The sequence below is a fragment of the Amycolatopsis sp. DG1A-15b genome, from assembly GCF_030285645.1.
Taxonomy (GTDB): domain Bacteria; phylum Actinomycetota; class Actinomycetes; order Mycobacteriales; family Pseudonocardiaceae; genus Amycolatopsis.
The window spans coordinates 9904277-9929141 of the sequence record NZ_CP127296.1; the positions used below are offsets into that span (position 1 = coordinate 9904277).

General features: G+C 70.2%; 24 protein-coding genes. 15 read left to right on the top strand and 9 right to left on the bottom strand.

From position 1 onward, the window contains the following. Positions 1 to 1092 (top strand): tRNA 2-thiouridine(34) synthase MnmA, encoded by a 1092-nt coding sequence (mnmA, locus tag QRY02_RS46070; RefSeq protein ID WP_285988980.1) that lies wholly within the window; start codon positions 1 to 3, stop codon positions 1090 to 1092. A gap of 7 nt (positions 1093 to 1099) precedes the next feature. Here mnmA and QRY02_RS46075 read toward each other — a convergent pair whose 3' ends face one another. The 5 genes from QRY02_RS46075 to QRY02_RS46095 all read right to left on the bottom strand — a co-directional run bounded on the left by QRY02_RS46075 (position 1100) and on the right by QRY02_RS46095 (position 5487). Continuing rightward, a complete protein-coding gene (locus QRY02_RS46075; protein WP_502874305.1) occupies positions 1100 to 2371 on the bottom strand; it encodes a DUF222 domain-containing protein in 1272 nt (423 codons plus the stop codon). Between the two features lie 193 nt (positions 2372 to 2564). Next, positions 2565 to 3017, bottom strand: coding sequence for a GNAT family N-acetyltransferase (locus QRY02_RS46080; protein WP_285988982.1), 453 nt, complete (start codon positions 3015 to 3017; stop codon positions 2565 to 2567). A gap of 10 nt (positions 3018 to 3027) precedes the next feature. Continuing rightward, on the bottom strand, positions 3028 to 3429 hold the full coding sequence (locus tag QRY02_RS46085) for a GNAT family N-acetyltransferase (RefSeq protein WP_285988983.1): 402 nt from the start codon (positions 3427 to 3429) through the stop codon (positions 3028 to 3030). A gap of 79 nt (positions 3430 to 3508) precedes the next feature. After that, positions 3509 to 4552 carry an MBL fold metallo-hydrolase gene (locus QRY02_RS46090; protein WP_285988984.1) on the bottom strand — a complete coding sequence of 348 codons (1044 nt, stop codon included), beginning with the start codon at positions 4550 to 4552 and terminating at the stop codon, positions 3509 to 3511. 104 nt (positions 4553 to 4656) lie between these two features. Further along, the gene (locus tag QRY02_RS46095) at positions 4657 to 5487 is read right to left on the bottom strand and encodes an LURP-one-related family protein (protein WP_285988985.1); all 831 of its coding nucleotides are present in this window, start codon (positions 5485 to 5487) and stop codon (positions 4657 to 4659) included. Between the two features lie 122 nt (positions 5488 to 5609). On the opposite strand from QRY02_RS46095, the gene QRY02_RS46100 reads away from it, so the two are divergent. From QRY02_RS46100 to QRY02_RS46115, 4 genes are all read left to right on the top strand, one after another. Further along, positions 5610 to 6647, top strand: coding sequence for a uroporphyrinogen decarboxylase/cobalamine-independent methonine synthase family protein (locus tag QRY02_RS46100; protein ID WP_285988986.1), 1038 nt, complete (start codon positions 5610 to 5612; stop codon positions 6645 to 6647). 83 nt (positions 6648 to 6730) lie between these two features. Then, positions 6731 to 7435 (top strand): hypothetical protein, encoded by a 705-nt coding sequence (locus QRY02_RS46105; protein WP_285988987.1) that lies wholly within the window; start codon positions 6731 to 6733, stop codon positions 7433 to 7435. A gap of 11 nt (positions 7436 to 7446) precedes the next feature. After that, on the top strand, positions 7447 to 9627 hold the full coding sequence (ligA, locus tag QRY02_RS46110) for an NAD-dependent DNA ligase LigA (protein ID WP_285988988.1): 2181 nt from the start codon (positions 7447 to 7449) through the stop codon (positions 9625 to 9627). Next, entirely contained in the window at positions 9620 to 10114 is a 495-nt protein-coding gene (locus tag QRY02_RS46115) for a GNAT family N-acetyltransferase (RefSeq protein ID WP_285988989.1), read from the top strand. Before ligA ends, QRY02_RS46115 begins: the two co-directional genes overlap by 8 nt. Positions 10115 to 10184: 70 nt before the next feature. Here the strand turns inward: QRY02_RS46115 and QRY02_RS46120 are convergent, their stop codons facing one another. After that, positions 10185 to 10838 (bottom strand): ACT domain-containing protein, encoded by a 654-nt coding sequence (locus QRY02_RS46120; RefSeq protein ID WP_043781008.1) that lies wholly within the window; start codon positions 10836 to 10838, stop codon positions 10185 to 10187. 236 nt (positions 10839 to 11074) lie between these two features. Here QRY02_RS46120 and gatC point away from each other — a divergent pair, with 236 nt between their 5' ends. From gatC to QRY02_RS46160, 8 genes are all read left to right on the top strand, one after another. After that, positions 11075 to 11374 carry an Asp-tRNA(Asn)/Glu-tRNA(Gln) amidotransferase subunit GatC gene (gene gatC, locus QRY02_RS46125; RefSeq protein WP_285988990.1) on the top strand — a complete coding sequence of 100 codons (300 nt, stop codon included), beginning with the start codon at positions 11075 to 11077 and terminating at the stop codon, positions 11372 to 11374. Next, positions 11371 to 12888 carry an Asp-tRNA(Asn)/Glu-tRNA(Gln) amidotransferase subunit GatA gene (gene gatA, locus QRY02_RS46130; RefSeq protein ID WP_285988991.1) on the top strand — a complete coding sequence of 506 codons (1518 nt, stop codon included), beginning with the start codon at positions 11371 to 11373 and terminating at the stop codon, positions 12886 to 12888. The genes gatC and gatA overlap by 4 nt, the downstream gene beginning before the upstream one ends. Continuing rightward, positions 12885 to 14390, top strand: coding sequence for an Asp-tRNA(Asn)/Glu-tRNA(Gln) amidotransferase subunit GatB (gatB, locus tag QRY02_RS46135; protein ID WP_285988992.1), 1506 nt, complete (start codon positions 12885 to 12887; stop codon positions 14388 to 14390). Before gatA ends, gatB begins: the two co-directional genes overlap by 4 nt. Further along, on the top strand, positions 14387 to 14917 hold the full coding sequence (locus tag QRY02_RS46140) for a hypothetical protein (RefSeq protein ID WP_285988993.1): 531 nt from the start codon (positions 14387 to 14389) through the stop codon (positions 14915 to 14917). Before gatB ends, QRY02_RS46140 begins: the two co-directional genes overlap by 4 nt. Positions 14918 to 15195: 278 nt before the next feature. Beyond that, positions 15196 to 16266, top strand: a complete 1071-nt coding sequence (locus QRY02_RS46145) for a Gfo/Idh/MocA family protein (RefSeq protein ID WP_285988994.1) — start codon at positions 15196 to 15198, stop codon at positions 16264 to 16266. Further along, entirely contained in the window at positions 16263 to 17183 is a 921-nt protein-coding gene (locus QRY02_RS46150; protein WP_285988995.1) for a DUF6807 domain-containing protein, read from the top strand. The genes QRY02_RS46145 and QRY02_RS46150 overlap by 4 nt, the downstream gene beginning before the upstream one ends. Then, positions 17180 to 17902 carry a cupin domain-containing protein gene (locus tag QRY02_RS46155; protein WP_285988996.1) on the top strand — a complete coding sequence of 241 codons (723 nt, stop codon included), beginning with the start codon at positions 17180 to 17182 and terminating at the stop codon, positions 17900 to 17902. Before QRY02_RS46150 ends, QRY02_RS46155 begins: the two co-directional genes overlap by 4 nt. Then, positions 17899 to 19041 (top strand): Gfo/Idh/MocA family protein, encoded by a 1143-nt coding sequence (locus QRY02_RS46160; protein ID WP_285988997.1) that lies wholly within the window; start codon positions 17899 to 17901, stop codon positions 19039 to 19041. The genes QRY02_RS46155 and QRY02_RS46160 overlap by 4 nt, the downstream gene beginning before the upstream one ends. 116 nt (positions 19042 to 19157) lie before the next feature. On the opposite strand, the gene QRY02_RS46165 is transcribed toward QRY02_RS46160, so the two are convergent. Continuing rightward, positions 19158 to 20366: a PQQ-dependent sugar dehydrogenase gene (locus QRY02_RS46165; protein WP_285988998.1), complete on the bottom strand. Its 1209-nt coding sequence runs from the start codon at positions 20364 to 20366 to the stop codon at positions 19158 to 19160. A 65-nt stretch (positions 20367 to 20431) separates the two neighbouring features. Here QRY02_RS46165 and QRY02_RS46170 point away from each other — a divergent pair, with 65 nt between their 5' ends. Together QRY02_RS46170 and QRY02_RS46175 are read left to right on the top strand one after the other, a co-directional pair. Then, on the top strand, positions 20432 to 21340 hold the full coding sequence (locus tag QRY02_RS46170) for a 2-hydroxyacid dehydrogenase (protein WP_285988999.1): 909 nt from the start codon (positions 20432 to 20434) through the stop codon (positions 21338 to 21340). Between the two features lie 37 nt (positions 21341 to 21377). Further along, entirely contained in the window at positions 21378 to 21953 is a 576-nt protein-coding gene (locus QRY02_RS46175) for a DoxX family membrane protein (RefSeq protein ID WP_285989000.1), read from the top strand. A gap of 249 nt (positions 21954 to 22202) precedes the next feature. Here the strand turns inward: QRY02_RS46175 and ilvD are convergent, their stop codons facing one another. Both ilvD and QRY02_RS46185 read right to left on the bottom strand, forming a co-directional pair. Then, positions 22203 to 24047 carry a dihydroxy-acid dehydratase gene (gene ilvD, locus QRY02_RS46180; RefSeq protein ID WP_285989001.1) on the bottom strand — a complete coding sequence of 615 codons (1845 nt, stop codon included), beginning with the start codon at positions 24045 to 24047 and terminating at the stop codon, positions 22203 to 22205. 92 nt (positions 24048 to 24139) lie between these two features. Next, on the bottom strand, positions 24140 to 24670 hold the full coding sequence (locus QRY02_RS46185) for a PH domain-containing protein (RefSeq protein WP_285989002.1): 531 nt from the start codon (positions 24668 to 24670) through the stop codon (positions 24140 to 24142). Between the last annotated feature and the right edge of the window lie 195 nt (positions 24671 to 24865).

Here is a 24865-nt window from a genome sequence, read left to right on the forward strand (position 1 = left end):
ATGCGGGTATTGGCCGCGATGAGCGGAGGAGTGGACTCGGCGGTCGCCGCGGCGCGCGCGGTCGACGCCGGGCACGACGTCGTCGGTGTGCACCTGGCCCTGTCGGCCAAGCCGGGCACTCTGCGGACCGGCTCGCGCGGGTGTTGCACGATCGAGGACTCCCACGACGCCCGGCGGGCCGCCGACATCCTCGGAATCCCGTTCTACATCTGGGATTTCGCCGAGCGCTTCACCGAAGAGGTCGTTGAGACCTTCGTCGGCGAATACGCCGCCGGGCGCACCCCGAACCCTTGCGTCACCTGCAACGAGAAGATCAAGTTCGAAGCGCTCCTCGAAAAGGCGATGGCGCTTGGATTCGATGCCGTCGCGACAGGTCACTACGCGCGCCTCACCGTGGTAGACGGTGTGCCTGAGTTGCGTCGCAGCGCGGACAGCGGCAAGGACCAGTCGTACGTACTCGCCTCGTTGACGCCGGAACAGCTCAGCCACGCCATGTTCCCCCTGGGCGGCTCGTGGAAGACCGACGTGCGGGCCGAGGCGGAGCGACGAGGCCTGTCCGTCGCCAACAAGCCGGACAGCCACGACATCTGCTTCATCCCGGACGGCGACACCAAAAAGTTCCTGGAGAACCGGCTGGGACAGCGTCCTGGCGAGCTCGTGGACGCGGAGACAGGTGCAGTCCTCGGCCAGCACACGGGGGTGCACGGGTTCACGGTCGGCCAGCGCAAGGGCTTGGGGATCGATGCTCCGGCGCCGGATGGCCGTCCTCGGTACGTCCTGTCGCTCGAACCGGTCTCGGGCTCCGTCAAGGTCGGTTCCGCGGCCGGCCTCGGCGTCAAGGTGATCGAGGCTGACCGGGCGATCTGGCCCAGTGGCCGGCCGCTGACCGAACCCACCGAATGCGTGATCCAGGTCAGAGCGCACGGAGGGATCGTGGATGCGGTCGCCGACGTGGACAACGACACCATGACGCTGCACTTGCGTGAGCCACTGCGTGGAGTCGCTCCGGGTCAGGTCGTCGTTCTCTACCGTCCTGATCCCGGCGATGGAGACGTTGTCCTCGGCAGCGCGAAGATCTCCGGCACGCGCTGATCCTCGATCACTTCCGGGGCTTCTTCCGGAGCCGGTTCGCCCGTCGGCGGCCGGGGTGCATCGACGGCGGCGTTGTCGAATGGACCTGTCCTGTCGGCGTCGCGACGTTGAGCGTGCCGTCCGGCGCGACTTCGTAGTCCCAGCCAGGCTGTCCCTCCAGCTTGCTGTGCCGCGAGCAGAAGGTGACTGCCTGGTCCGCAACGCCTCCGGGCTCGCCCTTCGTGCGAGTCGCCTTGATTCCGCAGCTCTGTGCGGGGCGCGTGCATCCGGGCTGTCGGCACTCTTGGTCGCGAACCTTGATGAATTCGTCCTGCTCGAGCGAGTAGCGCGTCGGAGACAGTTCGACCGCGTGACCGGTTCGCGGATCGGTGAGAACTCGGCGCAGCGTGGTATCGGGGCCGCCGATGATGTGCCGAGCCAGCGCAGACGCAATGGGGCCGCGACCGGACAACGCCGCCGGGGTCTGATTGAGGCCGAGGTAGGTGGCCAGGTCGATGTGCAGGAAGACCTCGGTGCGTTCGCTCGGGCCGCCTGTGCCGCTGAGCAGCAGATCGATGGCCACGTCCGCGCGGAGCTGATCCAACGTTCGCGGTTCGTCCGGCGTCTTCAACGCACGGGCGGCCTGGTCGACGCGGGCGTAGGCGGCAGTTGCCTTCTCCGTCGGTGCGTTGTTGACCGACAGATGGGTCACGCCGGTGTCTTGGTGGTGGAGGGTGAGCCGCCGCTCGACGAGCTTTCTCTCGGTGCGGAGCGCCGCGCCGTCGGGATCGGCCTGCGCGGCGGCGTAGGCCGCGGCCCGGCGGACCTGGGTGGCGTTCCGTCCTGGCACCCGATCCTCGAGCGTCGCGTCGACGACACGGACGTGATCTCCCGACAGCCATGCCGTCGCATCGGTGACCTTCATGGCGCGATAGAGGTCGAGCCGGCCGCCATCCATGAGGTTGAGCATGCGAGGGAGGCGGGCAATCAGTGCGTTGGCCGCGGAAACAATGGCACTGGCGCGGTGTTCCGTTGTGGACAAGGCCAACGCGACTTCCGACGACGCGCTGGGCGCCCGTCTCCGTCGCACGCTCAGGTCCGCGATCGCTCTCAGCTGCACGGCTTGCAGCTTCGAGATCTCCGCGTCGGTATCGCGGATCAGATCGATGACCTGGTCGTCTTTCATGCGCTGCAACGTGTTCGGGTCGGCGCGGACCGATTGCAGCACGAACGGAAGTTCGCCGCCGGCGCTGTGAAGGGAGGCGGGGAGGAGCTTGTGGACTGGTTGTGAATTTGTCATGAGCTCGACGGTACGACGGCTCGCAAGGAAAGTCATCAAAAGGGCGCGAATGGACCGTTCGCGCCCTACCTCTTGACGGATGGTAATTGTTTCGAGATCGTTCGCGTATGCGCACGTGCGCGTGACGCTCATGGGAGGGTTGATATCCGAAATAGACAGTCGTTGCTTCGGCGTGGGTAGCGGGCTTCGCCGCTCAGAGCTTGAGCTTGAATCCCGTGTGACTGGGTACGAATCCGAGCCGCTCGTAGAACCGGTGTGCTTTTGTCCGGGAGGTGTCCGACGTGAGTTGCACCAGGGCGCACCCGCGCCGCCGCGACTCGTCGATCGCCCAGCGGACGAGATCGGCGCCCAGCCCGGTGCCTCGATGGTCGGCGTGAATCCGCACGGCCTCGATCTGGCCGCGAAGCGCGCCGCGCCTGGCTAGCCCCGGAATGATCGTCAGCTGCAGGGTGCCGACTGGCTTGTCGTCTGACGCGACGACCACCAAAAGCTGATTCGGATCCGCGACGATGTCGTCAAAGGCGCGCAGGTAGGGCTCGAGGTCGCCGGGATCGTCCCGGGTGGCGCCGAGCTGGTCGTCCGCCAGCATGTGCACGATCGCCTCGATGTCTTCTCGCCGTGCCCTGCGGATGGTGTAGTCAGCCACGACGCCAGTATCACAGGACGCGGGTGAATCCTTGGTAGCTGTACTCGAAACCGAAGCGTGCGTAGAAGTCTCGCAGGTCACCGCGGTTGACGCCTGAATCGAGGTGGATGCGCGCGCAACCGCGCCGGCGGGCTTCGTCGATGCCCCAGGTCAGGAGCGCACTGGTCACACCGCGTCGCGCGGCGCGGATGCCCTCGAGCAGGCCGCGGGACGCGCCGTCCCAGGCCAGGCCTCGAAGCACGGTCAGCTGCGCAGTTCCGGCGACGCCGTTGTCGTCCTCGGCAACGACCAGCGTGACATGCGGGGTGGTCATGAGTTCCCCGAGGGCGGCCGCCAACGGTTCGCCCGGTGCGCCGAACAGGCGCACAAGCGCCTCGATGTCCGTTGCCCGGGCGCGTCTGATGACCTCCATTGCACCCAGTATGCAGGAGGCCCGACGGCGGACCTAACTGCAACGAGGCGGCTACCCGCAGTGCTGGCCGGGCGTGGGCTCAGTTCACCGCGTAACGACGAACCCCGTCGACGTGTTGGGCGCTCAGTTTTCCTTGGGACACCAGGAGATCGAGGTGCGCTGCGGTTTCGAGGACCGCAAGCATCTGATTGAAGGAGTCCATTTCGGACAGTTTGCGGTTGCGGCGGGTCCAGCCGATCCGGTGTGCGGCTTCGTACGCGCAAGTAGCGCCGGCCTCGATTTGGGAGGCTACCGTCTCGAGACGTTGACGATGGTGTTCCAGCAGTTCGTCGACCCGGGTGTGCACGCTCTCGGATACCGGGCCGTGGGCGGGAAGCATGCGGCGGTCAGGCATGGCACGCACCAAGCGAAGCGAGCCGATGAAGTCGTTGAGCGGAAGTTCGGCCGGCACCGGCTGGAACCCGATGGAGGGCGTGATGTGCGGCAGCACGTGGTCACCGGAGAACAACAGGTCGGCGGTGTCGTCGACGAAGACGACGTGACCGGATGTGTGTCCCGGAGTGGCGACGACTTCGAACTCGCGCCCGGGCAGGATCGGCCGCGGACCCGGTGTCAGCCATTCGTCGGGCGCTTCCCAGAGGTCGGCTTCCGTGTGCCGCCGACTCGTGCCGAACTGACGGGCCAGCGCTTCCACGACTTCGCCGGCACCGGCCTGGACCAAGAGGTCGACCTGGGCTTCCATCGGCAGGCGGTCGGGATTGCCGGATGCCTTGAGCGATGGCTCTTCATCCTGGCCGAGGGCGATCTTCGAACCGAAGTCACGACGGAGGACCACCGCCTGCGAGTAGTGGTCCCGATGCACGTGGGTCACGAGGAACTCGCTGACGTCGGCGAGTCCGGCGCCGATCCCGCTCAGGGCGTCGGCGAGCTGTTGCCGGGCCACGGTCAGCGCCCATCCGGAATCGACCAGGACCAGCTTCTCGCCGTCGGTGACCGCGTAGACGTTGACCGCGCGCAAAGCATCGTTGGGCAGCGGCAACGGGATCCGGTAGACGCCGGAGGAGACCTCGTAGATTCCGGGCTCGGTCCAGTTCCTGTCGCTGCTTTCCGGCAACGGTTCCACGGTGACCTCCGTCCCGGCGAGACTGCGGCGTCCCGGCCTTTCTTCACCCTGAGCCGTGCCGGGCCCGCTGTCCACCGGGAGGAGATGAGACGCCGGTCACTCGATCAGTCGGTGTCCTGCTTCAGGGCCGTGTCGATCGTCAGGGCCGCGGCGACCACCATGCTGGCGAGCGGATCCGGCAGCGGGTGAGGGATCTCCACGACGTAGTTGTCGGCCGTGGTGAAGGCGGCTTTGAGGAACCCACCCCAGGTCTTGGTCACCCGGGCGACCTCGGTGTCGGCGTGGTCGCGAATCGAGAAGTTCCAGGCTCGCCAGTTCTCGGCGAAGATCCCGCCGACCGGCCGGCCGTCGACGATGAAGCCGAACCGGATCTTGCCGAAGACGTTCTCCTGGACGATCTCGCCGATCGGCGTCTCGTCGGCCCTGGTGACGAGGAACCGGGACTTGAACACCTTCGCCGGCCGGGTCACCTTGAGCACGGTGCTGTGGTTGGCGTCGCGGACTTCGAACTTGTGGGTCAGGAACTGGTCGTAGTTGGTCAGGAGCCGGATCGCCTTCTTCAGCGTGCTCTGGCCCACCTCGACGACCCCGCCGAGCCGGTTGCCGTCTTGGTCGAAGACGCCGAACTCGTTGGCCATCTCGATCAGCTTGGCGCGCTGGTTGACCACGAGGACCGGCTCGGTGAACAGGGTCCCGCCCCCGGCGCGTGTTCCGCCCCTGCCACGTGTCGCCCGATTGACCTGGTTCTGGATCCGGGCCGGGTCGTGGGCGCGCTCGATGTCCAGCTCGATCGGCTCGGAGTCGCTCGGCGGCGGCGGCGGGGATGGGTGGGCCGGGCGGGTGTCGGCGGTCCAGGCCCGGCCGTCCCACCATCGGTGCAGACGGGGGTCCCGCGCGTCCGGGTACCAGCCCGGCTGCGGTGGCGAACTCGTCATGGCCGGTCAGCCTATCGCCGCGGACCCGCTCATGGTGCCACTCAAACGGAAATGCGGTGTATGTCCGCATCTTGACGCCCCGGCCGGTACCGGCACCGAGGGGTCGACCAGAATCGTTGGTCGTGAGTGAGCGAATCTGGCCCAGCGGAGCCGCGACGGCGATCGGATCGATGCCGGGCGAGGATCCGGCCGAAGCGGCGGCGGTCGTGTTCGGCGAACTGCCCGACTTCCCGCACCTGCCCGAGCTGCCGGCCCGCGGCGTCGGGGCGGACATGCTGGGCCGGACCGCCGCACTGCTCGTCGACCTGGCTGTCGAGGTCGTGCCGAGCGGCTACCGCGTCGCGTCGCGGCCTGGACACGAGCACCGCCGGGCCCTCGATCTGCTTCGCTGGGATCTCGACGCCGTGCAGGAGGCGCGGGAGAAGGCCGGGGTCACCCCGCCGGTCTTCAAGGTCCAGGTGGCCGGGCCGTGGACGCTCGGCGCCGGGATCGAACTGGCCCGGGGCCACCGGGTGCTCACCGATCGCGGGGCTTTGCGGGACTTCACGTCGTCCTTGTTGGACGGCCTGGCCGAGCATGTCGCGGAAGTGCAGGCCAGGACCGGCGCGCCGATGGTGGTCCAGTTCGACGAACCGTCGTTGCCCGCGGTGCTGGCCGGCGACCTGTCGACGCCATCCGGCTACGGGACCGTCCCCGCGGTGCCGGAGCCTGAGGCCCGTCAGCTGCTCACCACCGTGATCGAGGGCGCGCGACGGATCACCGATCGCCCGGTGATCCTGCACTGCTGCGCCGCGAAACCGCCCCTGGGACTCCTGCGTGAGGCCGGTGCGGATGCCCTGGCTTTCGACCTCGCCGCGCTGGATGGCGCCTCTGCCGCGTTCCTCGACGAGATCGGCGAGGTGTGGGACGGCGGGGCGACCCTGTTCATGGGTGCCGTTCCGGCGACTTCGCCGGCGTCTCCGCCGAGCCTGAAGGACATCGGAGAGCCGGCGTTCCGGCTGGCCGACCGGCTCGGCTTCAACCGCAGCATCCTCGCCGAACGGGCGGTGCCGACACCCACCTGCGGGCTCGCCGGCGCGACGCCGGAATGGCTGCGGCGAGCCCTGGCGCTGACCCGGGACCTCGGCAAAGCCTTCGTGGAGCCGCCGGAAGGCTGGTGAGGGATTCCGGCAACTCGCCGACGTCCGCTCCAGCCGGCAAGTAGCGTGTCGCGTAGCCGACCGAACGAGGATCACCCGTAACCATGCGTCTGTTCCGCCGCAAGAGCGCCGCCGCCGATCCGCCCGACCCGCGCACCGCGTGGCCCGAGCAGCCCGTGCCGGACGATCCGGCGGCCGCCGCGGAGGCGTTCTGGCACGGCTGGTTCGAGCTGCTTCCCATGGTCAGCGCGGCACTGGGCGAGGGCGAGCCGCACCGGGTCGAGCACGAGCTCTGCCAGCTGGTCGAGGCGCTGCACCCGCGGCTGCACTTCTCGCTCGAGCGTGGTCGCCAGGCGATCTACGCCCTGGTCGTGACCGGCCAGGAAGATCCGGACGTGCGGCCGTTCACCGACGCGTGGCGTGCGGCCGCGCCGCCGGACGACGCGATCTGGGAGTACCACGATTCGGTCCCGCCGGTGCCCGATCCGACCGAGGTCACGGTGAACCTCGGCGAGCACCGGATCGCACTGGCCGATGTCCGGGTCGTCGCCCAGGTGGACGACGAGGAGCACGTGGTCGACGTCGCCGTCTTCCATCCGCGCTTCGGCGATCTCGACGACGCCGCCCGGCGGACCATGACGTTCCTGCCGCTCGACGCGACATTGGGTGAACGGCTCGCCGCCGAACGACTACGGCGCGTCGAGACCGCGGAGGCCGAGCCGGCCGGCGCCGTCACCCTTCTGGAGCTCCGTGAACTGGTCCGTGGACTGGGCGGCGGACCGGACGAAAATGTCGGTACCTCCGGCTAGGGTTACCACCCGTGAGCAGCACCGAACTTCCCCAGGACCAGGTTGCGGCGGTCGACGCCCCGGTGGCCGCGGAGGACGTCGCCGACGTCCCGGCCGACGTGCGCGAGCGGCACAGCGCCCTCGCCGAGGAACTGCGGGACCACCAGTTCCGCTACTACGTCCTGGACTCGCCGATCATCTCCGACGGGCAGTTCGACGAGCTGCTGGGCGAACTGCAGCGGCTCGAGGAGGCGCACCCGGCACTCGTCACGCCCGAGTCGCCGACCCAGCGGGTCGGTGGCACGTTCTCGACCGAGTTCACCGCGCACGACCACCTCGAACGCATGCTCAGCTTGGACAACGTGTTCGCCGAGGACGAGTTCCTGGCCTGGGTCGAACGCGTCGAGAAAGAGGTCGGGCGCACGGAATTCCTCGCCGAGCTGAAGATCGACGGCCTGGCGATCAACCTCCTGTACGAAAACGGCCACCTGACCCGGGCACTCACGCGGGGCGACGGCCGGACCGGTGAAGACGTCACGCTCAACGTTCGCACGCTCGACCAGGTGCCGCAGACGCTGACCGGCACCGAACAGTTCCCGGTGCCCGCCCTGGTCGAGGTGCGTGGCGAGGTCTACTTCCGCGTCGAGGACTTCCTCGAGCTGAACGCGAAGATGGTCGAAGCCGGCAAGCCGCCGTACGCGAACCCGCGGAACACCGCGGCCGGCTCGCTACGGCAGAAAGATCCCAAGATCACCCGCGAGCGCCGGCTGCGGCTGATCTGCCACGGCCTCGGCAAACGCGCGGGCTTCGAGCCCCAGCGTCAGTCGGAGGCGTACGACGCGCTGGCCGCGTGGGGGCTGCCGGTGTCGCCGCACAGCAAGGTCCTGAGTTCGGCTGACGAGCTCACCGCGCACATCGCCTACTGGGGCGAGCACCGGCACGACGCCGAGCACGAGATCGACGGCGTGGTCATCAAGGTCGACCAGGTGGCGTTGCAGCGCCGGCTGGGTACGACGTCACGCGCCCCGCGGTGGGCGATCGCGTACAAGTACCCGCCGGAAGAGGCGATCACCACACTGCTGGACATCCAGGTCGGTGTCGGGCGGACCGGGCGGGTGACCCCGTTCGCGGTCACCGAGCCGGTCACGGTCGCGGGATCGACCGTGGCCAGGGCCACCCTCCACAACCAGGAGGAGGTCAAGCGCAAGGGCGTGCTCATCGGCGACCGGATCGTCATCCGGAAGGCCGGCGACGTCATTCCCGAGGTCCTCGGTCCGGTCGTGGATGCGCGCACGGGCGACGAGCGCGAGTTCGTCATGCCCACCCACTGCCCGGAATGCGGCACGGAGCTCGCCTACCAGAAGGAAGGCGACAAGGACATCCGGTGCCCGAACACCCGGTTCTGTCCCGCGCAGCTGCGGGAGCGCCTGTTCCACCTGGCCGGGCGTGGCGCCTTCGACATCGAGGTCCTCGGGTACGAGGCGGCGGTCGCGCTGCTCGACGCCCGGGTGGTCGCCGATGAGGGCGACGTCTTCGACCTGAACGAGGACAGCCTCGTCGAGGTCGAACTGTTCCGGACCAAGGCGGGGGAGCTGTCGGCGAACGCGCGGAAGCTGCTCGCCAACCTCGACGCGGCCAAGGACCGGCCGTTGTGGAAGGTGCTGGTCGCCCTGTCGATCCGGCACGTCGGGCCGACCGCGGCGCAGGCGCTGGCCCGTGAGTTCGGCTCGATCGAACGGATCGAGCAGGCCTCCGAGGAGAAACTTTCGGCTGTCGACGGCGTCGGCCCGACCATCGCCCACGCGACGCAGGAGTGGTTCGACGTCGCCTGGCACCGTGAGATCGTCGAAAAGTGGCGACGCGCCGGCGTGCGGATGGAGGAGGAGCGCGACGAGTCGATCCCGCGCCACCTCGAGGGGCTGTCGATCGTGGTGACGGGCTCGCTCGACGGCTTCTCGCGCGATGAGGCCAAGGAAGTCGTCATGGCCCGCGGTGGCAAGGCCGCCGGGTCGGTCTCGAAGAAGACCGCCTTCGTCGTCGTCGGGGACTCGCCTGGTTCGAAATACGACAAGGCCATCCAGCTCAAGGTGCCGGTGCTCGACGAAGCCGGCTTCCGCGTCCTGCTGGAGCAGGGCCCCGACGCGGCGCGGGAGGTGGCGCTGCCGGCCGGCGACGAGACCGCCGAGGAAGAAACCGGGGGTACGGATGGGTGACGTCGAGATCAGGCCGCCGCGGCCCGAGGAGTACGCCGCGGCGGGCGAGGTCACGGTGCGGGCGTACGAGGCCGACGGCCACTTGGCCGACGATGTCGGCTACGACGCGATGCTGCGTGACGTCGCGCGACGGGTCGAGAAGGCCGAGGTCCTGGTCGCCGTGGACGGGGCGGGGGAGGTGGTCGGGACCGTGACCGTCGTGCATCCGGGGTCCGAATACGCCGAGGTCTCGCGTCCGGGCGAGCTGGAGTTCCGGATGCTGGCGGTGGTGCCGTCGGCGCGCGGCCGCGGTATCGGCGAAGCCTTGATCAAGGCCGTGTTCGACCGCGCTCGCGCGCTCGGCCTCCGCAAAGTGGTGCTCAGCAGCGTCGACCGGATGCACAGCGCGCATCGGCTCTACGAACGCCTCGGGTTCACGCGCCTGGCCGAGCGGGACTGGCGGCCGTTCCCGCACATCTCCCTGATCGCCTATCAGATCGACTGCTGACCTGGGCGTTGTCGAGAAAGGGACGAGCCCACGCGGACTCGTCCCTTTCGGCGACGTGACGGGCTTCCCGTTAGCCGTCGAGGACGACCGCGACGATGCCGGCGAGGTGGGCGAGCCGGGCGACCTCCGCGGCGCGGAAGTTCGGCCCGCCCGGGCGGGCGACGAGCAGCGCCTTGCCCGGCTTGCCGAGCGGGGTCGCGGCGAGCTCGGTGCCGAGCTCCTTCCACGTCTCCGGGATCCAGGCCTCCTCGCTGTCGAGGACCGTCGCGCGTTCCAGCGGCAGCCACGGCAGGTCGGTGATCGGGGTCTCCGGGGCCGCGCTGGACGAGGCCAGCCGGACCGCGCCGGTCTCCGAATGTTCGACGATCATCGCCCAGCCGGCGCGCACGATGCGGGGAACGCCCTCGGCGAGGATGTCGAGGCCCGACTTCGGCTGCGCGGCGATTTCTTCGACGAGCTCGAGCTCGCGGTGCGTGTCCAGGACGCCCGCGTAGGGACGGACCGCATCGACTTCGACGCCCTCGACACTCTCCGCGGCCGTGATCAGCGCGTCGGGCAGACGGCCCGACGGGAGCTCGACCACCAGGTCGTCAACGGCGACTCCGCTGCCGCGCTCGACGACGTCCACGCTGAGGATGTCGGCGCCTACCGTGCCGAGCGCCGTGGCGACCGCGCCGAGGGTCCCCGGGCTGTCCGGAAGGAGGACCCGGATCAGGAACGACACCACGCGCCCCTCTCACCTCTGGCGTCCCAGCCTTGCCGTGGGACGCTCGATGCCGGTCGCCGATTGTGACAGACGCACCCGGCTCGCGGGACCTGCTGTCCGCCGGGCGGGATGTGAGCGTCGCCGGACGGCAGCCGGCCTGCGCCGGGCGTAACCCAGTCGAGTCCGCCCGCGCCGCCACCATAGACTTGCAGCTTCCGAGACAACCCGCACAGCACAACCCGGGAGTCACCCGCGTGCCCAACATTTCCCGAGACGAGGTCGCGCACCTCGCGAAGCTGGCCAGGCTGGCCGTGACCGACGACGAGATCGACGTCTTCGCCGGCCAGCTCGACCAGATCCTGGACTCGGTGGCCAAGGTGAGCGAGGTCGCCGCCGCCGATGTGCCACCCACGTCGCACGCCGTGCCACTGACGAACGTCTTCCGACAGGACGTCGTCGTCCCCGGGCTCTCGCAGCAGCAGGCACTGGCCGGTGCGCCGGCCGCCGAAGAGGGCCGGTTCCGGGTGCCGCGGATTCTGGGGGAAGAGCAGTGACCGAGCTCATCAAGCTGACCGCCGCGGAGCTGGCGGGCAAGATCCACTCGCGCGAGGTGTCCGCGGTCGAGGTCACGCAGGCCCACCTGGACCGGATCGCCGAGGTCGACGACCACATCCACGCGTTCCTGCACGTCGACACCGAGGGCGCGCTGGCCGCGGCCAAGGCGGTCGACGAAGGTCTCGCCGACGGCCAGGCGCCCGCGTCGCCGCTGGCCGGCGTGCCGCTCGCGCTCAAGGACGTGCTGACGACCGAGGGCGTACCGACGACCTGTGGTTCGAAAACGCTCGAAGGCTGGATCCCGCCGTACGACGCGACCGTGACGCGCAAGCTGCGCGAGGCCGGCGTCGTGATCCTCGGCAAGACGAACATGGACGAGTTCGCCATGGGGTCGTCGACCGAGAACTCCGCGTACGGCCCGACGCACAACCCGTGGGACCACGCCCGCATCCCGGGCGGGTCGGGTGGTGGCTCGTCGGCGTCGATCGCGGCGTTCGAGGCCGCCATCGCGATCGGCACCGACACCGGCGGGTCGATCCGGCAGCCCGGGTCCGTCACCGGCACCGTCGGGGTCAAGCCCACCTACGGTGGCGTCTCGCGGTACGGCCTGGTCGCTTTTTCTTCCTCGCTCGACCAGGCCGGGCCCTGCGCGCGGACGGTGCTCGACGCCGCTCTGCTGCACGAGGTCATCGCCGGGTACGACCCGCGGGACTCGACGTCCATCGACGCACCGGTGCCGCCGGTCGTCGCCGCTGCGCGCCAGGGTGCGAACGGTGACCTGAAGGGCGTCAAGGTCGGCGTCGTGAAGGAGTTCGGCGGCGACGGTTACCAGCCGGGCGTGCTGCGGTCGTTCCAGGCCGCGGTCGAGCAGCTGCGGGCGCTCGGCGCGGACGTCGTCGAAGTGTCCTGTCCGAATTTCGTCTACGCGCTGCCCGCGTACTACCTGATCGCGCCGAGCGAGTGCTCGTCGAACCTCGCGCGGTTCGACGCCATGCGCTACGGCCTGCGCGTCGCCGACGACGGTACGCACAGCGCCGAAGAGGTCATGTCGCTGACGCGGGAGAAGGGCTTCGGCGCCGAGGTCAAGCGGCGGATCATGCTGGGCACCTACGCGTTGTCGTCCGGCTACTACGACGCCTACTACGGCTCGGCGCAGAAGGTGCGCACGCTCATCACGCGTGACTTCGACGCCGCCTTCGAGCAGGTTGATGTCCTCGTTTCGCCCACGACGCCGACCACGGCGTTCAAGATCGGCGAGCGCGTCGACGACCCGATGGCCATGTACCTCGCCGACCTGTGCACGATCCCGTCGAACCTCGCCGGCAACGCCGCCATGAGCGTGCCGAGCGGGCTCTCCGACGAGGACGGCCTGCCGGTCGGGCTGCAGATCATGGCCCCGGCGCTCGCCGACGACCGGCTCTACCGGGTCGGCGCCGCCTACGAGGCCGCCCGTGACGCGGCCGCCGGTGGGGCTCTCATCCACAAGGTCCCGGAGCTGGGAGGAACGAAGTGACTGCCGTGGCCGAGTTGATGGACTACGCCGACGTCGTCGAGCGGTTCAACCCCGTGCTCGGGCTCGAGGTGCACGTCGAGCTGAACACGAACACGAAGATGTTCTGCGGCTGCCCGAACGAGTTCGGCGGCGAGCCGAACACGAAGGTCTGCCCGACCTGCCTCGGCCTGCCCGGCGCGTTGCCGGCGGTCAACGGCAAGGCGGTCGAGGGGGCCATCCGGATCGGTCTCGCGCTGAACTGCGAGATCGCCGAGTGGTGCCGGTTCGCGCGGAAGAACTACTTCTACCCGGACATGCCGAAGAACTTCCAGACCTCGCAGTACGACGAGCCGATCGCCTTCAACGGCTACCTCGACGTCACGCTCGACGACGGCGAGGTCGTGCGCGTTCAGATCGAGCGCGCGCACATGGAGGAGGACACCGGCAAGTCGCTGCACGTCGGCGGCGCCACCGGGCGGATCCACGGTGCCGAGCACTCGCTGCTCGACTACAACCGGGCCGGCGTACCGTTGATCGAAATCGTGACGAAGCCGATCGAAGGCACCGGTGAGCGGGCGCCAGAGGTCGCGCGGGCGTACGTGAGCGCGCTGCGGGACCTGCTTCGCGCGCTCGACGTTTCCGACGTCCGGATGGACCAGGGCTCGCTGCGGTGCGACGCGAACGTCTCGCTGATGGCGAAGGACGCGACCGAGTTCGGGACCCGCACCGAGACGAAGAACGTCAACTCGCTGCGCAGCGTCGAGCGCGCCGTCCGCTACGAGATGACGCGGCAGGCGGCGATCCTCGCCGAGGGCGGTTCGATCAAGCAGGAGACGCGGCACTTCCAGGAGGCCGACGGCACCACTTCGCCGGGCCGCACCAAGGAGACCGCTGAGGACTACCGGTACTTCCCGGAGCCCGACCTGGTCCCGATCGCGCCGTCGCGCGAATGGGTCGAGGAACTGCGGGGGACGCTGCCGGAGATGCCTTCGGAGCGGCGGAAGCGGATCCAGCGGGAATGGTCGCTTTCCGACGAAGCCCTGCGTGACCTGCTGAACGTCGGCGCCGTCGAGCTCGTCGCGGCCACCGTCGAGGCCGGCGCGTCGCCGGACGACGCCCGTGGCTGGTGGGTCAACACCCTCGCCCAGGAGGCCAACGCCCGCGAGGTCGAGCTGGCCGAGCTGGCGATCACCCCGGCCCAGGTGGCCGAGGTGATCGGGCTGGTCACGTCCGGGGAGCTGACGAACAAGCTGGCGAAGGAAGTCGTCCAGGGCGTGCTCGCCGGCGAGGGCGAGCCGCGGGAAGTCGTCGAGAAGCGTGGGCTGAAGGTCGTCTCGGACGACTCGGCGCTGCTCGCGGCGGTCGACGAGGCACTGGCGGCGCAGCCGGACGTCGCGGAAAAGATCCGCGGCGGGAAGGTCGCCGCGGCGGGCGCGATCGTCGGTGCGGTCATGAAGGCGACCAAGGGGCAAGCCGACGCCAAGCGGGTCCGGGAGCTGATCATCGAGCGCGTCGGTTCTTGACGTTGCCGGGATTCGTCAAAAGCGTCACCTGGCGCGAGTGGCTCGGCCTGGCGGCCGGGCTGCTCGCGCTGGGCTCGACGTTCCTGCCGTGGACCACGCTGACCGCCACCAGGCCGGACATCGAGGACATCCTCGCGCAGTTGCCCCACGGTGACGTCGTCCGCGACGCGTGGCACTCGAGCTTCTTCTCCTGGTGCCCGCCGCTGCCGTTGCTGCTGGCCGGGCTGGTGGTGGTCGCTTTCGGGCGAATCCGGACCCTGCGCGTCAGTGGCCTGCCGCAGCTGTGGCTGATGGTCGCCGCGGCGTCGCTGCTGCTGATGGTGCTGGGCTGGTTCACGCTGGACTGGGAGTTCGACGCCGACCAGCGCGGCATCTTCGAGGCCGCCGGGGTCACCATCGGACCCGGCCTGGGCCGGTTCCTCGGGCTGTTCGCGGCGCTGGTGTCCGGTGTTGCCGCTTTCCTGGACATGCGGGCGATGCGGGCCGAGAGCCGGCAGCCGCGGAAGACCCGCAGCAAGAGCGGCTGATCTTCGCGGGGCGCCGCGCGCTCACTTCGGTAAGAGTCCTACCGCTGGAGAATTTCCGACCGGCTGCGTGAGTCGTCCGACCGGTGGATCGCGGTCGCTGACAACGTTGACATCGTGGCCGCCCGTTGCATGAGAAAGCGCTTTCTGGAACGGTCGGAGGCACGCAGCCCGGCCGCGGAGATCGCCGTCCCGTGGGTGGCGGGCGGCGCGGATCGGCGCTGCTGGGGCGTCGGAGCCGTGGAGGGAGACCCGGGTTGGCTGAGGGAAAGCGCTTACGGGTGGCCGTCATCGGAACCGGGGCCATCGCGGAGAGTCACCGGACCGCCTTCGAGGCCCACCACGAAGACGTCGACATCGTGGCCGCCGCCGACGTCGATGAGGCGCGGGTTGCCGCGTTCTGCGCCGGGACCGAGCATGCCAAGCCGTACGGTGACCTGGACGTCCTGCTCGCCGAGCAGGAACCGGATCTCGTCTCGATCTGCACGCCGCCGAGCCTGCACGTCGAGCAGACGAAGAAGGCGCTCGAAAGCGGTGCCTGGGTCTGGTGCGAGAAGCCGCCGTGCCGGTCGCTCGCCGAGTACGACGAGATGACCGTTTCCGAGCGGGACGGCGGTCCGTACGCCGCCTTCGTCTACCAGCAGCGGTCCGGCTCGGCCGCCGCTCACTTCCGGGACCTGCTCGCCGGCGGGGAGCTGGGGCGCCCGCTCGTCGCGCACTGCCAGACCACCTGGTACCGCGATGCCGCCTACTACGCGGTCCCGTGGCGTGGGCGCTGGGAGACCGAGGGTGGCGGGCCGGCCATGGGTCACGGCATCCACCAGATGGATCTGCTGCTCCACCTGCTCGGCGACTGGGCCGAGGTGCGCGCGATGACCGCTCGGCTGGTGCACGACGTCGAGACCGAGGACGTCTCGACCGCGCTGGTCCGGTTCGAGTCGGGGGCGCTCGCGACCGTCGTCAACAGCGTCCTCTCGCCGGACGAGGTGAGCCGGATCCGGATCGACTGCGAGCTTGCCACCACCGAACTCACCCACCTTTACGGGCACGGCGTCAAGGACTGGCGCTACACCCCGGCGCCGCATGTCGCCGAGGACGCCGTCGAACGCTGGCACACCCCGGCCGACGACGTCGACAGTTCGCACGCCGCCGCGTTTTCCCCCATCCTCGCCGCCTACCGGGCCGGGCGGCGGCCGCCGTGCAGCGGGGACGACGGGCGGCAGGTTTTGGAGTTCATCGCCGCGCTGTACAAGTCCGCCTCCACCGGGGTCGGGGTGCGCCGCGGCGAAATCGGGCCTGGCGATGCCTTCTACCGCTCCATGGCCGGCGTCGAGGGAGGAGCCCGCGGATGAGTGCGACGATCACGGTGACCCACCGGCACGGCGAGCACGTGTCCGTCGAAGCGGGCGGCGTCCAGCTGATGTCCTACGTGTACAAGCCCGATCCGGTGGCCTTCGAGTCGCGCAAGCCCTACGCCCACCCGCTCCGGACCCTCGGCGGGCGGCACGTCAGCGGGTACCGGCCCGCCGACCACCGGTGGCACAAGGGCCTGCAGATGACGTCGAGCCACCTGTCCGGGCAGAACTTCTGGGGCGGCCACACCTACGTCCCCGGCGACTGGTACCAGGAGCTGCCCGACCGCATCGGGTCCATGCGGCACGACGAATTCGCGGGCTTCACCGTCGAATCCGATCGGCTGAGCTTCGCCGAAAACCTCACCTGGGTCGCCAACGGCGGGGACGAGTGGGCGCGGGAGCGGCGGGACATCGTCGTTCACTCGGTCGAGCCGGACGAAGGGGCCTGGGCGCTCGACTGGGGGATCGAGCTGACCAACATCCGCGACACCCCGCTCGTGTTCGGCAGCCCGACCACCGCCGGCCGTGAGCTGGCCGGGTACACCGGCCTGCACTGGCGGGGGCCCCGGGACTTCGGCGGTGGCCGGGTCCTCGGCCCCGGCGACCTCGAGGGCGAGGACCTGATGGGCGCGCAGGCGCCGTGGCTCGCGTTCGTCGGCGAGCACGACGGCGTCGACGCGCATTCGACGCTGGTTTTCGCCCATGCACCCGAGAACGACAAGGCGATCCACGAGTCGCACTGGTTCGTCCGTGCCCAGGAGGCGCCGATGGTCGCCTTCTCGTGGGCGTTTTTTGACGAATTCGAACTGCCGCCGGGCGAAAGCTTCGCCTACCGGTACCGGATCGTCGTCGCCGACGGGGCCTGGGACCGCGACCGGGTGACCCGCTACCTCGACGGGCACGGGTGGTCATGAACGATTTTCCGCTACCGGGTGGCATCGGCGTCTCGCACCTGCGCGCCTACGACTGGGCCGCCGAGGACGGCGTCTGCGGCGGCAGCCCGCACCTCCACCTCGCCTGCACCGAGGCCTACGTCGTCACCGGGGGCCGGGGTGCCGTCCAGACCCTGAGCGTCGGCGGCTACGCGGAGACGCCCCTGTCGGCCGGGGTCATCGCGTGGTTCGCGCCCGGCACCGTGCACCGGATGGTGCAGGACGACGGCCTGCGCGTCACGGTCCTGATGCAGAACAGCGGGCTGCCGGAGGCCGGGGACGCCGTGTTCACCTTTCCGCCGGATGTGCTCGCCGACGCGGCCGCTTACGCCGAGGCCGCGGCGTTGCCGAAAACCGACGACGCCGCGCGGCAACGCCGTGACCTGGCCGTTCGCGGGTACCTGCCGCTGCGGGAAGCCCTGCGGGACGGCGATCCGGAACCGCTGCGGGCGTTCCACCGGGCGGCCGTCGCGCTCGTCGCGCCGAAGGTCGCAGAGTGGGTACCGCGCTGGCAGGCCGGGGCGTTGCGGGCCGCCGAACTGACCGGCGCGCACCTCAAGGCGCTCGCCGACGGCGACGGGAGCCACCTCGACCGGTCCGGCCTGCGGGTCGCGACGCCGTCGAACCCGGACGGCTACGGCATGTGCGGCCGCCGGACCGAATACGACATCCCGCTCGACCAGGAAGGCTTGGAAAGATGAACCAGTCCAGCATCGGAGTGCTGCTCAACGGGGTGACGGGCCGGATGGGCTACCGGCAGCACCTGCTCCGGTCGGTCCTGGCGATCCGCGAACAGGGTGGCGTCACCCTCCCGGACGGCAGCCGCGTGCAGCTCGAGCCGATCCTCGCCGGGCGCAACGCCGCGAAGCTCAAGGACCTCGCCGACCGTCACGGCCTGACGGCGTGGACCACCGATCCCGGCTCCGCGCTGCAGGACGTCGAGATCTACTTCGACGCGCAGTTGACGTCGGCGCGTGAGCCGTCGGTGCGGGAGGCCATCGCCGCGGGCAAGCACATCTACGCCGAAAAGCCCCTCGCCGAGACACTGCCGGCGGCGCTGGAGCTGGCCGGGCTCGCGCGGGACGCCGGGATCTGCCACGGCGTCGTGCACGACAAGCTGTTCCTGCCCGGGCTGCTCAAGCTGCGGCGGCTGATCGACGGCGGGTTCTTCGGGCGGATCCTGTCGGTGCGCGGCGAGTTCGGCTACTGGGTGTTCGAGGGCGACTGGCAGGAGGCGCAGCGCCCGAGCTGGAACTACCGCGCCGAGGACGGCGGCGGGATCGTGCTCGACATGTTCTGCCACTGGAACTACGTGCTCGAGAACCTGTTCGGCCGCGTCTCGGCGGTGACGGCGAAGGCGGTGACGCACATCCCGCGCCGCTGGGACGAGCAGGGAGAGGCGTACGCGGCGACCGCGGACGACGCCGCGTACGGCATCTTCGAGCTGGAGTCGGGGGTCATCGCGCAGATCAACTCGTCGTGGTCGACGCGGGTCTTCCGCGACGAGCTCGTCGAGTTCCAGGTCGACGGCACCGAGGGCAGCGCGGTCGCCGGGCTGCGGCGCTGCCGCGTCCAGCACCGCTCGGCGACGCCGAAGCCCGTCTGGAACCCGGACCTGCCGGCGACCGAGCCCTTCCGCGACCAGTGGCAGGAGGTGCCGGACAACGCCGAGTTCGACAACGGCTTCAAGGCGCAGTGGGAGGAGTTCGTGCGGGACGTGGTCGCCGGACGGCAACACCGGTACGACTTCTTCTCGGCCGCCCGCGGCCTGCAGGTGGCGGAGGCCGGGCTGACGTCGTCGGCCGAAGGGCGGCGGGTGGAGCTGAAGCCGCTGAGCTGACCGGTCGGCGGGCGAGGGCGGTCCGGCCGTGGCAGTGCGCGGACCGGTCGCTGCGCGCGGCCGTCCTGAACGCGCGCGGCGTGGTCGATAATCGGCGACCGGCGAAAACCCGCAGGTCAGTCCTTGCCGTTGCCGCCGCCGGACGTGGCCGGGGTGATCAGCACGACGCGGTCGTCGCTGGAGACCGGGGTGCCGCCGTCCTTGTTGACCGTGCCCGCCACCGCCAGCTGCGGGTTGATCATGCTCATGCCGGCGAGCCGCCCGTACGTCAGCGGTGGCTTGCCGGTCTTCCCGTCGAGGCTGACCGTCGGCTTGCCGCTGATCGCGCCGTCCGGACTGACCGGCAGGTTCTGCAGGTTGCCGGCCAGTGCGGTGCCGACCGAGAGCGAGCCGTTGGCGTCGACGAAGTCGGCGCAGCCCGCGACACCCGGTTTGTCCGGCCACGTCCACGCCGGCGTCGCCAGCGGCTGGCCCGCCTGGATCCGGTAGAGGGCGTCCTTGTCGGCGAGGCGGTCGGTGACCCAGACGCGGCCGCCGTCGGCCGACGCGCACACCCCGCCCGGCGCGTGCAGGCCGGCCGCCACCACGAGCGAGCCGTTCGGGTTGCCCGCCGCGGCCTTGCCGGAGGTGTCGATGCGCAGCAGCTTCCCGGCGAGGGAGTTCGGGTCGGCCGCGGCGGCCGGGTTGCCCGCGTCGCCGGTCGCGACCAGGAGTGCGCCCCGGTTGTCGGTGCCGATCGTGCCGCGGTTGCCGGACGCGCCCTTCGGGATGCCGGTGAGCACCGGCTTCGGCGACTGGCCCTTGGCGAACCGCACGACGCGGTTGTCGGTCGCGGTCGTGACGTAGGCGAACACCAGCTGGTCCTCGACGTACGACGGTGACAGCGCGAGCCCGGTCAGGCCGCCGTCGCCGGCCGCCTGGACGTCGAGCTTCGCGAAGTCCGTCGCGTCCTTGCCGCTCGTCGCCAGCACGACGCGGCCGCTTTTGCGCTCGCCGGCCAGCGCGCTGGGCGTGGAGCCGTCACCCGGCAGGCCGGCGACCGCGGCGACGGTGTCCAGGCAGGTCGCGATCACCGACGGGTCGAAGTCCTTGCAGCCCTGCGGCGGCGGCACCGGCGCGGCCGACTGGCCGGGCCGCGCCTGCTTGGGGTCGCTCCCGGAGTCCGCGCCGGGACCCTGGACCTCGGGCGGCGACTCGGGGCTCGGCACCGGTGCCGGGCTGAACGTCTGGCCCGCCGCGGTGTCGTCGAACCGCGCGCACCCGGCGGGCAGCAGGACGCCGCAGGCCAAGATCGCCAGCAGGGCCGAACGGTAGCGGGTGCGCATGATCCCCCAGCCTAAGGGCCGGTGCGTGAACCATGGGTGAGTACTCCTCGGTTACGTTGGAGATCATGACGCTGACCGTGCTGGTGCCCGACGACGAGGGCATGACCGTGCTCGCCGAGGTCCCGCGGGTCCTGCCCGTGCGCTACCAGTGGGGCGAACCGGTGCCGCCCGAGGCCGGGAAGGCCGAGGTGCTCATCCCCGGCAAGCACCCGCCGGGGGAGCAGCTGTGGCGCACGCTGCCGAACCTGAAGCTGATCCAGCTGCTGTCCGCCGGCGCCGAGGACTGGGTCGGCAAGGTGCCCGACGGCGTCCTGCTCTCCACCTGCCGCGGCGCGCACGGCGGGAGCACGGCCGAGTGGGTCGTCGCGGCGCTGCTGTCGATCTACCGGAAGCTGGACGTCTTCGCCGCGGCGCAGCGCGAAGGCCGGTGGGAGCGGCAGACGGCGGACACGCTGCAGGGCAAGCGCGTGCTCGTCGTCGGCGCCGGCGACCTCGGACGTCACCTGCGACGCCGGCTCGAGCCGTTCGACGCGCGCTGCACGATGGTCGGGATGACCGCGCGGGAGGGCGTGCACGGTGTGCGCGAGCTGCCCGGGCTGCTCGAGCTGCACGACGTCGTGGTGCTGATGGTGCCGCTGACCTCCCGCACACGCGGGATGGTCGACGCGGAGTTCCTGGCCCGGATGCGCGACGGCGCGGTGCTGGTCAACGTCTCGCGCGGCGCCGTCGTGGCCACCGACGCCCTGGTCGCCGAACTGACCACGGGCCGGCTGCGGGCCGCCCTCGACGTCACCGATCCCGAGCCGCCGCCCGCCGGGCACCCGCTGTGGACGGCGCCGGGACTGCTGCTGACGCCGCACGTCGGCGGGGCCGTGCGCGGGGTTCGTGGCCGGTCGTACGCCGTCGCCGCGGCCGAGATCGCCCGGTACGCCGGCGGCGAGCTGCCGGACAACCTGGTGCACGGCGAATACTGAGCTCGCCAGGCCCGCGGCGATCCCCTAACCTGCGCGGGTGAGCAGTGGAGACGACGTTTCGCAGCAGCCCACCAGCCTCCTGTCGGGCGTCGAGGACGATCGGCCGGACGACACCCCGCGCCAGGGCGGGCTCGGGCTCGGCCTGCTGATCCTGCGGCTGGCGCTCGGCGTGACCATGGGGGCGCACGGCCTGCAGCACCTGTTCGGCCTGTTCGGCGGGCCGGGCATCGGCGGGTTCGCGCGGGTGCTGGAGACGTACGGCTACCACAAGCAGACGACGCTGCTGTCGTGGATCACGGGCATCACCGAAGTCGGTGGTGGCGTGCTGGTGATCGTCGGGCTGTTCACACCGCTGGCCGCGGCCGGCTTGCTCGGGGTGGCGGCCAATGCGGTGTACGCGAAGTTCCACGGCGGGTTCTTCGAGGGTTCGGGGCAGGGGTTCGAGTTCGAGCTGCTGCTGGCGGCTTCGGCGCTGAGCCTGCTGTTCACCGGCTCCGGGCCGATTTCGCTGGAGCGGAACACGCCTTGGCGGAAGCGGCCGTTGCCGTTGGGGTTGGTTTCGCTGCTGCTGGCAGCCGCCGCGGCTGTCGTGGTCATTGTTCTGACGCGGTAGCGATTTCCGCGGGCCGAGGTCGGGCGGCTCGGGGTGGGGACAACTCGGGGGCTCGGAGCGGGCTGTGGACAACTGGGGTTCGCGGGTCCGGAATTGTCGGTGCGCTCCGGTAACGTTGAAATCGGGGGTCCCCCTCGCGGCTGAGGGACCTGGGAGGCCGGAAAAGCGGCTCAGGCATGGCCGTCGCAGCCAGGCCTTGAACGCCGGAAGGCCGCCCCGGCGAACCAGGACGGCCTTCTCGAGCCAGGACTACTTGTTCACGTCGCGGACCGCGCCCGTGTCCGCCGACGTCGCCATTCGGGCGTACGCGCGCAAAGCCGCCGTCACCGGGCGCTGGCGGTCCTTCGGCTGCCACGGCCTCTCGGACGCCTCCATCTTCGCTCGCCTCTCCGCCAGCACCGACTCGTCCACCAGCAGCTCGAGGCGGCGCTCGTGGATGTCCAGCAGGATGCGGTCGCCGTTCTCCACCAGGCCGATCAGGCCGCCCGCCGCCGCCTCCGGGGAGATGTGGCCCACCGAAATGCCCGATGAGCCGCCGGAAAACCGGCCGTCCGTGATCAGGGCGCACTTCTTGCCCAGGCCCGAGCCCTTGAGGAACGCCGTCGGGTGCAGCATCTCCTGCATGCCCGGGCCGCCCGCCGGGCCCTCGTAGCGGATCACCAGGACCTCGCCCGGCTGGATCTCCTTCTTCAAGATCGCCGACACCGCTTCCTCCTGGCTCTCCAGCACCCGCGCCGGGCCCTCGAAGTGCCACAGGTCCTCGTCGATGCCCGCCGCCTTGATCACCGCGCCGTTCTCCGCGAGGTTGCCGCGCAGGATCGCCAGGCCGCCGTCCTTCGTGTACGCGTGCTCGACGTCGCGGATGCAGCCGCCCGCCGCGTCCGTGTCCAGCGACGACCAGCGGTTCGAAGTCGAGAACGCCTGCGTCGTGCGGACCCCGCCCGGGGCCGCGTGGAAGAGCTCGACCGCCGTGGAAGACGGCGAAGTCGCCCGGATGTCCCAGGAACCGAGCCACGACTCGAGGTCACGTGAGTGGACCGACCACACGTCGGTGTTGAGCAGGCCGCCGCGGTACAGCTCGCCGAGGATCGCCGGGATTCCGCCCGCCCGGTGGACGTCTTCCATGTGGTAGTCGGAGTTCGGCGCCACCTTCGACAGGCACGGCACGCGGCGGCCGATCGCGTCGATGTCGGCGATCGTGAAGTCGACCTCGCCCTCCTGGGCGGCCGCGAGGATGTGCAGCACCGTGTTCGTCGAACCGCCCATGGCCATGTCCAGTGCCATGGCGTTCTCGAACGCCGCCTTCGACGCGATCGAGCGCGGCAGGACCGACGCGTCGTCCTCCTCGTACCAGCGGCGGCACAGCTCGACGACCGTACGGCCGGCCTCCTCGAACAGCGCGCGGCGCGCGGCGTGCGTCGCCAGCGTCGAGCCGTTGCCCGGCAGCGAAAGCCCCAGCGCCTCGGTGAGGCAGTTCATCGAGTTCGCGGTGAACATGCCGGAGCACGACCCACACGTCGGGCAGGCCGAGCGCTCGACGACGTCGAGTCCTTCGTCGTCGACCTCGGTGCTCGCCGACGCCGCGATCGCGGTGATCAGGTCGGTCGGGGCCTGCGCGACGCCGCCCACGACGACGGCCTTGCCGGCCTCCATCGGGCCGCCGGAGACGAAGACGACCGGGATGTTCAGGCGCATCGCGGCGTTGAGCATGCCCGGGGTGATCTTGTCGCAGTTGGAGATGCACACCAGCGCGTCGGCCTGGTGCGCGTTGACCATGTACTCCACCGAGTCGGCGATGATCTCGCGCGAGGGCAGCGAGTAGAGCATCCCGGAGTGGCCCATGGCGATGCCGTCGTCGACGGCGATCGTGTGGAACTCGCGCGCGACGCCGCCCGCTTCCTTGACCGCGCCCGCGACGATCTCGCCGAGGTCCTTCAGGTGCACGTGGCCGGGCACGAACTGGGTGTAGGAGTTGGCGATCGCCACGATCGGCTTGCCGAAGTCGCTGTCGGTCATGCCGGTGGCACGCCAGAGCGAGCGCGCGCCCGCCGCGTTGCGGCCGTGGGTGGTGGTCCGGGAACGAAGAGGCGGCACGGGAAACTCCCAGGTCAAAGGGTGGCCGGCGAAACTGGTAGGACCAATTTACGCCGCCGGGCGAAGCCGGTCCGTCGAGGGTGGGGGCCGGGTTACTCGCCGGCCGGGGTCTCCGACGTCCCGGGCTTGATGTCCTCGGCCGCGAGCACCCCGCTCGGGTCGGCGACCAGCCCGTCGCTCACCAGCGACAGCACCGGCAGGTGCCGGGTCCGCACGGTCGGCAGCGGCACCTTCGTGTCGTCCTTCAGCACCGCCTGCACCCGCGACTTCTTGGTGATCGCGAGCCCCTTCAGCGCCGACCACGGGATGTCGCGGTGGCCGAACATCGTGCGGACCGCCAGCCCCGAGCGCGTCGCGATCGTGCGGTGGCGGACCACGAACACCGCCAGCGCGATCGGGAAGATGTAGAGCCACTGCAGGTACGGGATCTCCCCGAGCGCGATCGGTGTCACGCAGATCGTCAGGAGGGCGATCGCCATGAAGGACGTGCGGGGGACGCGGAAGACGGCCTTCCGGCCTTCGTCCTGCTGTTTTTCGGCCACGCGGAAATGGTGCACCGCGCGTGCGCCCGGCCCGAACCCGGGTCGGGACGACGTGACGTGCGCCGCGAAGGCGTCCAGCATGCGGACACACCATCCCGCAGAGTTGACACCCGCATGGCGTTCGGTCTAGCGTCATCGCCGTGACACCGCTGACCGGCCTCGTACTTCCCAAGCGCGTCGACGCTTAGGGAAGACTTTCCGCTGCGTCGACGCGCGAACCCTCGTGCGACCTTACGGTCGGCGAGGGTTTTTTGTTGCCCAAGGGAAGAGATTCCC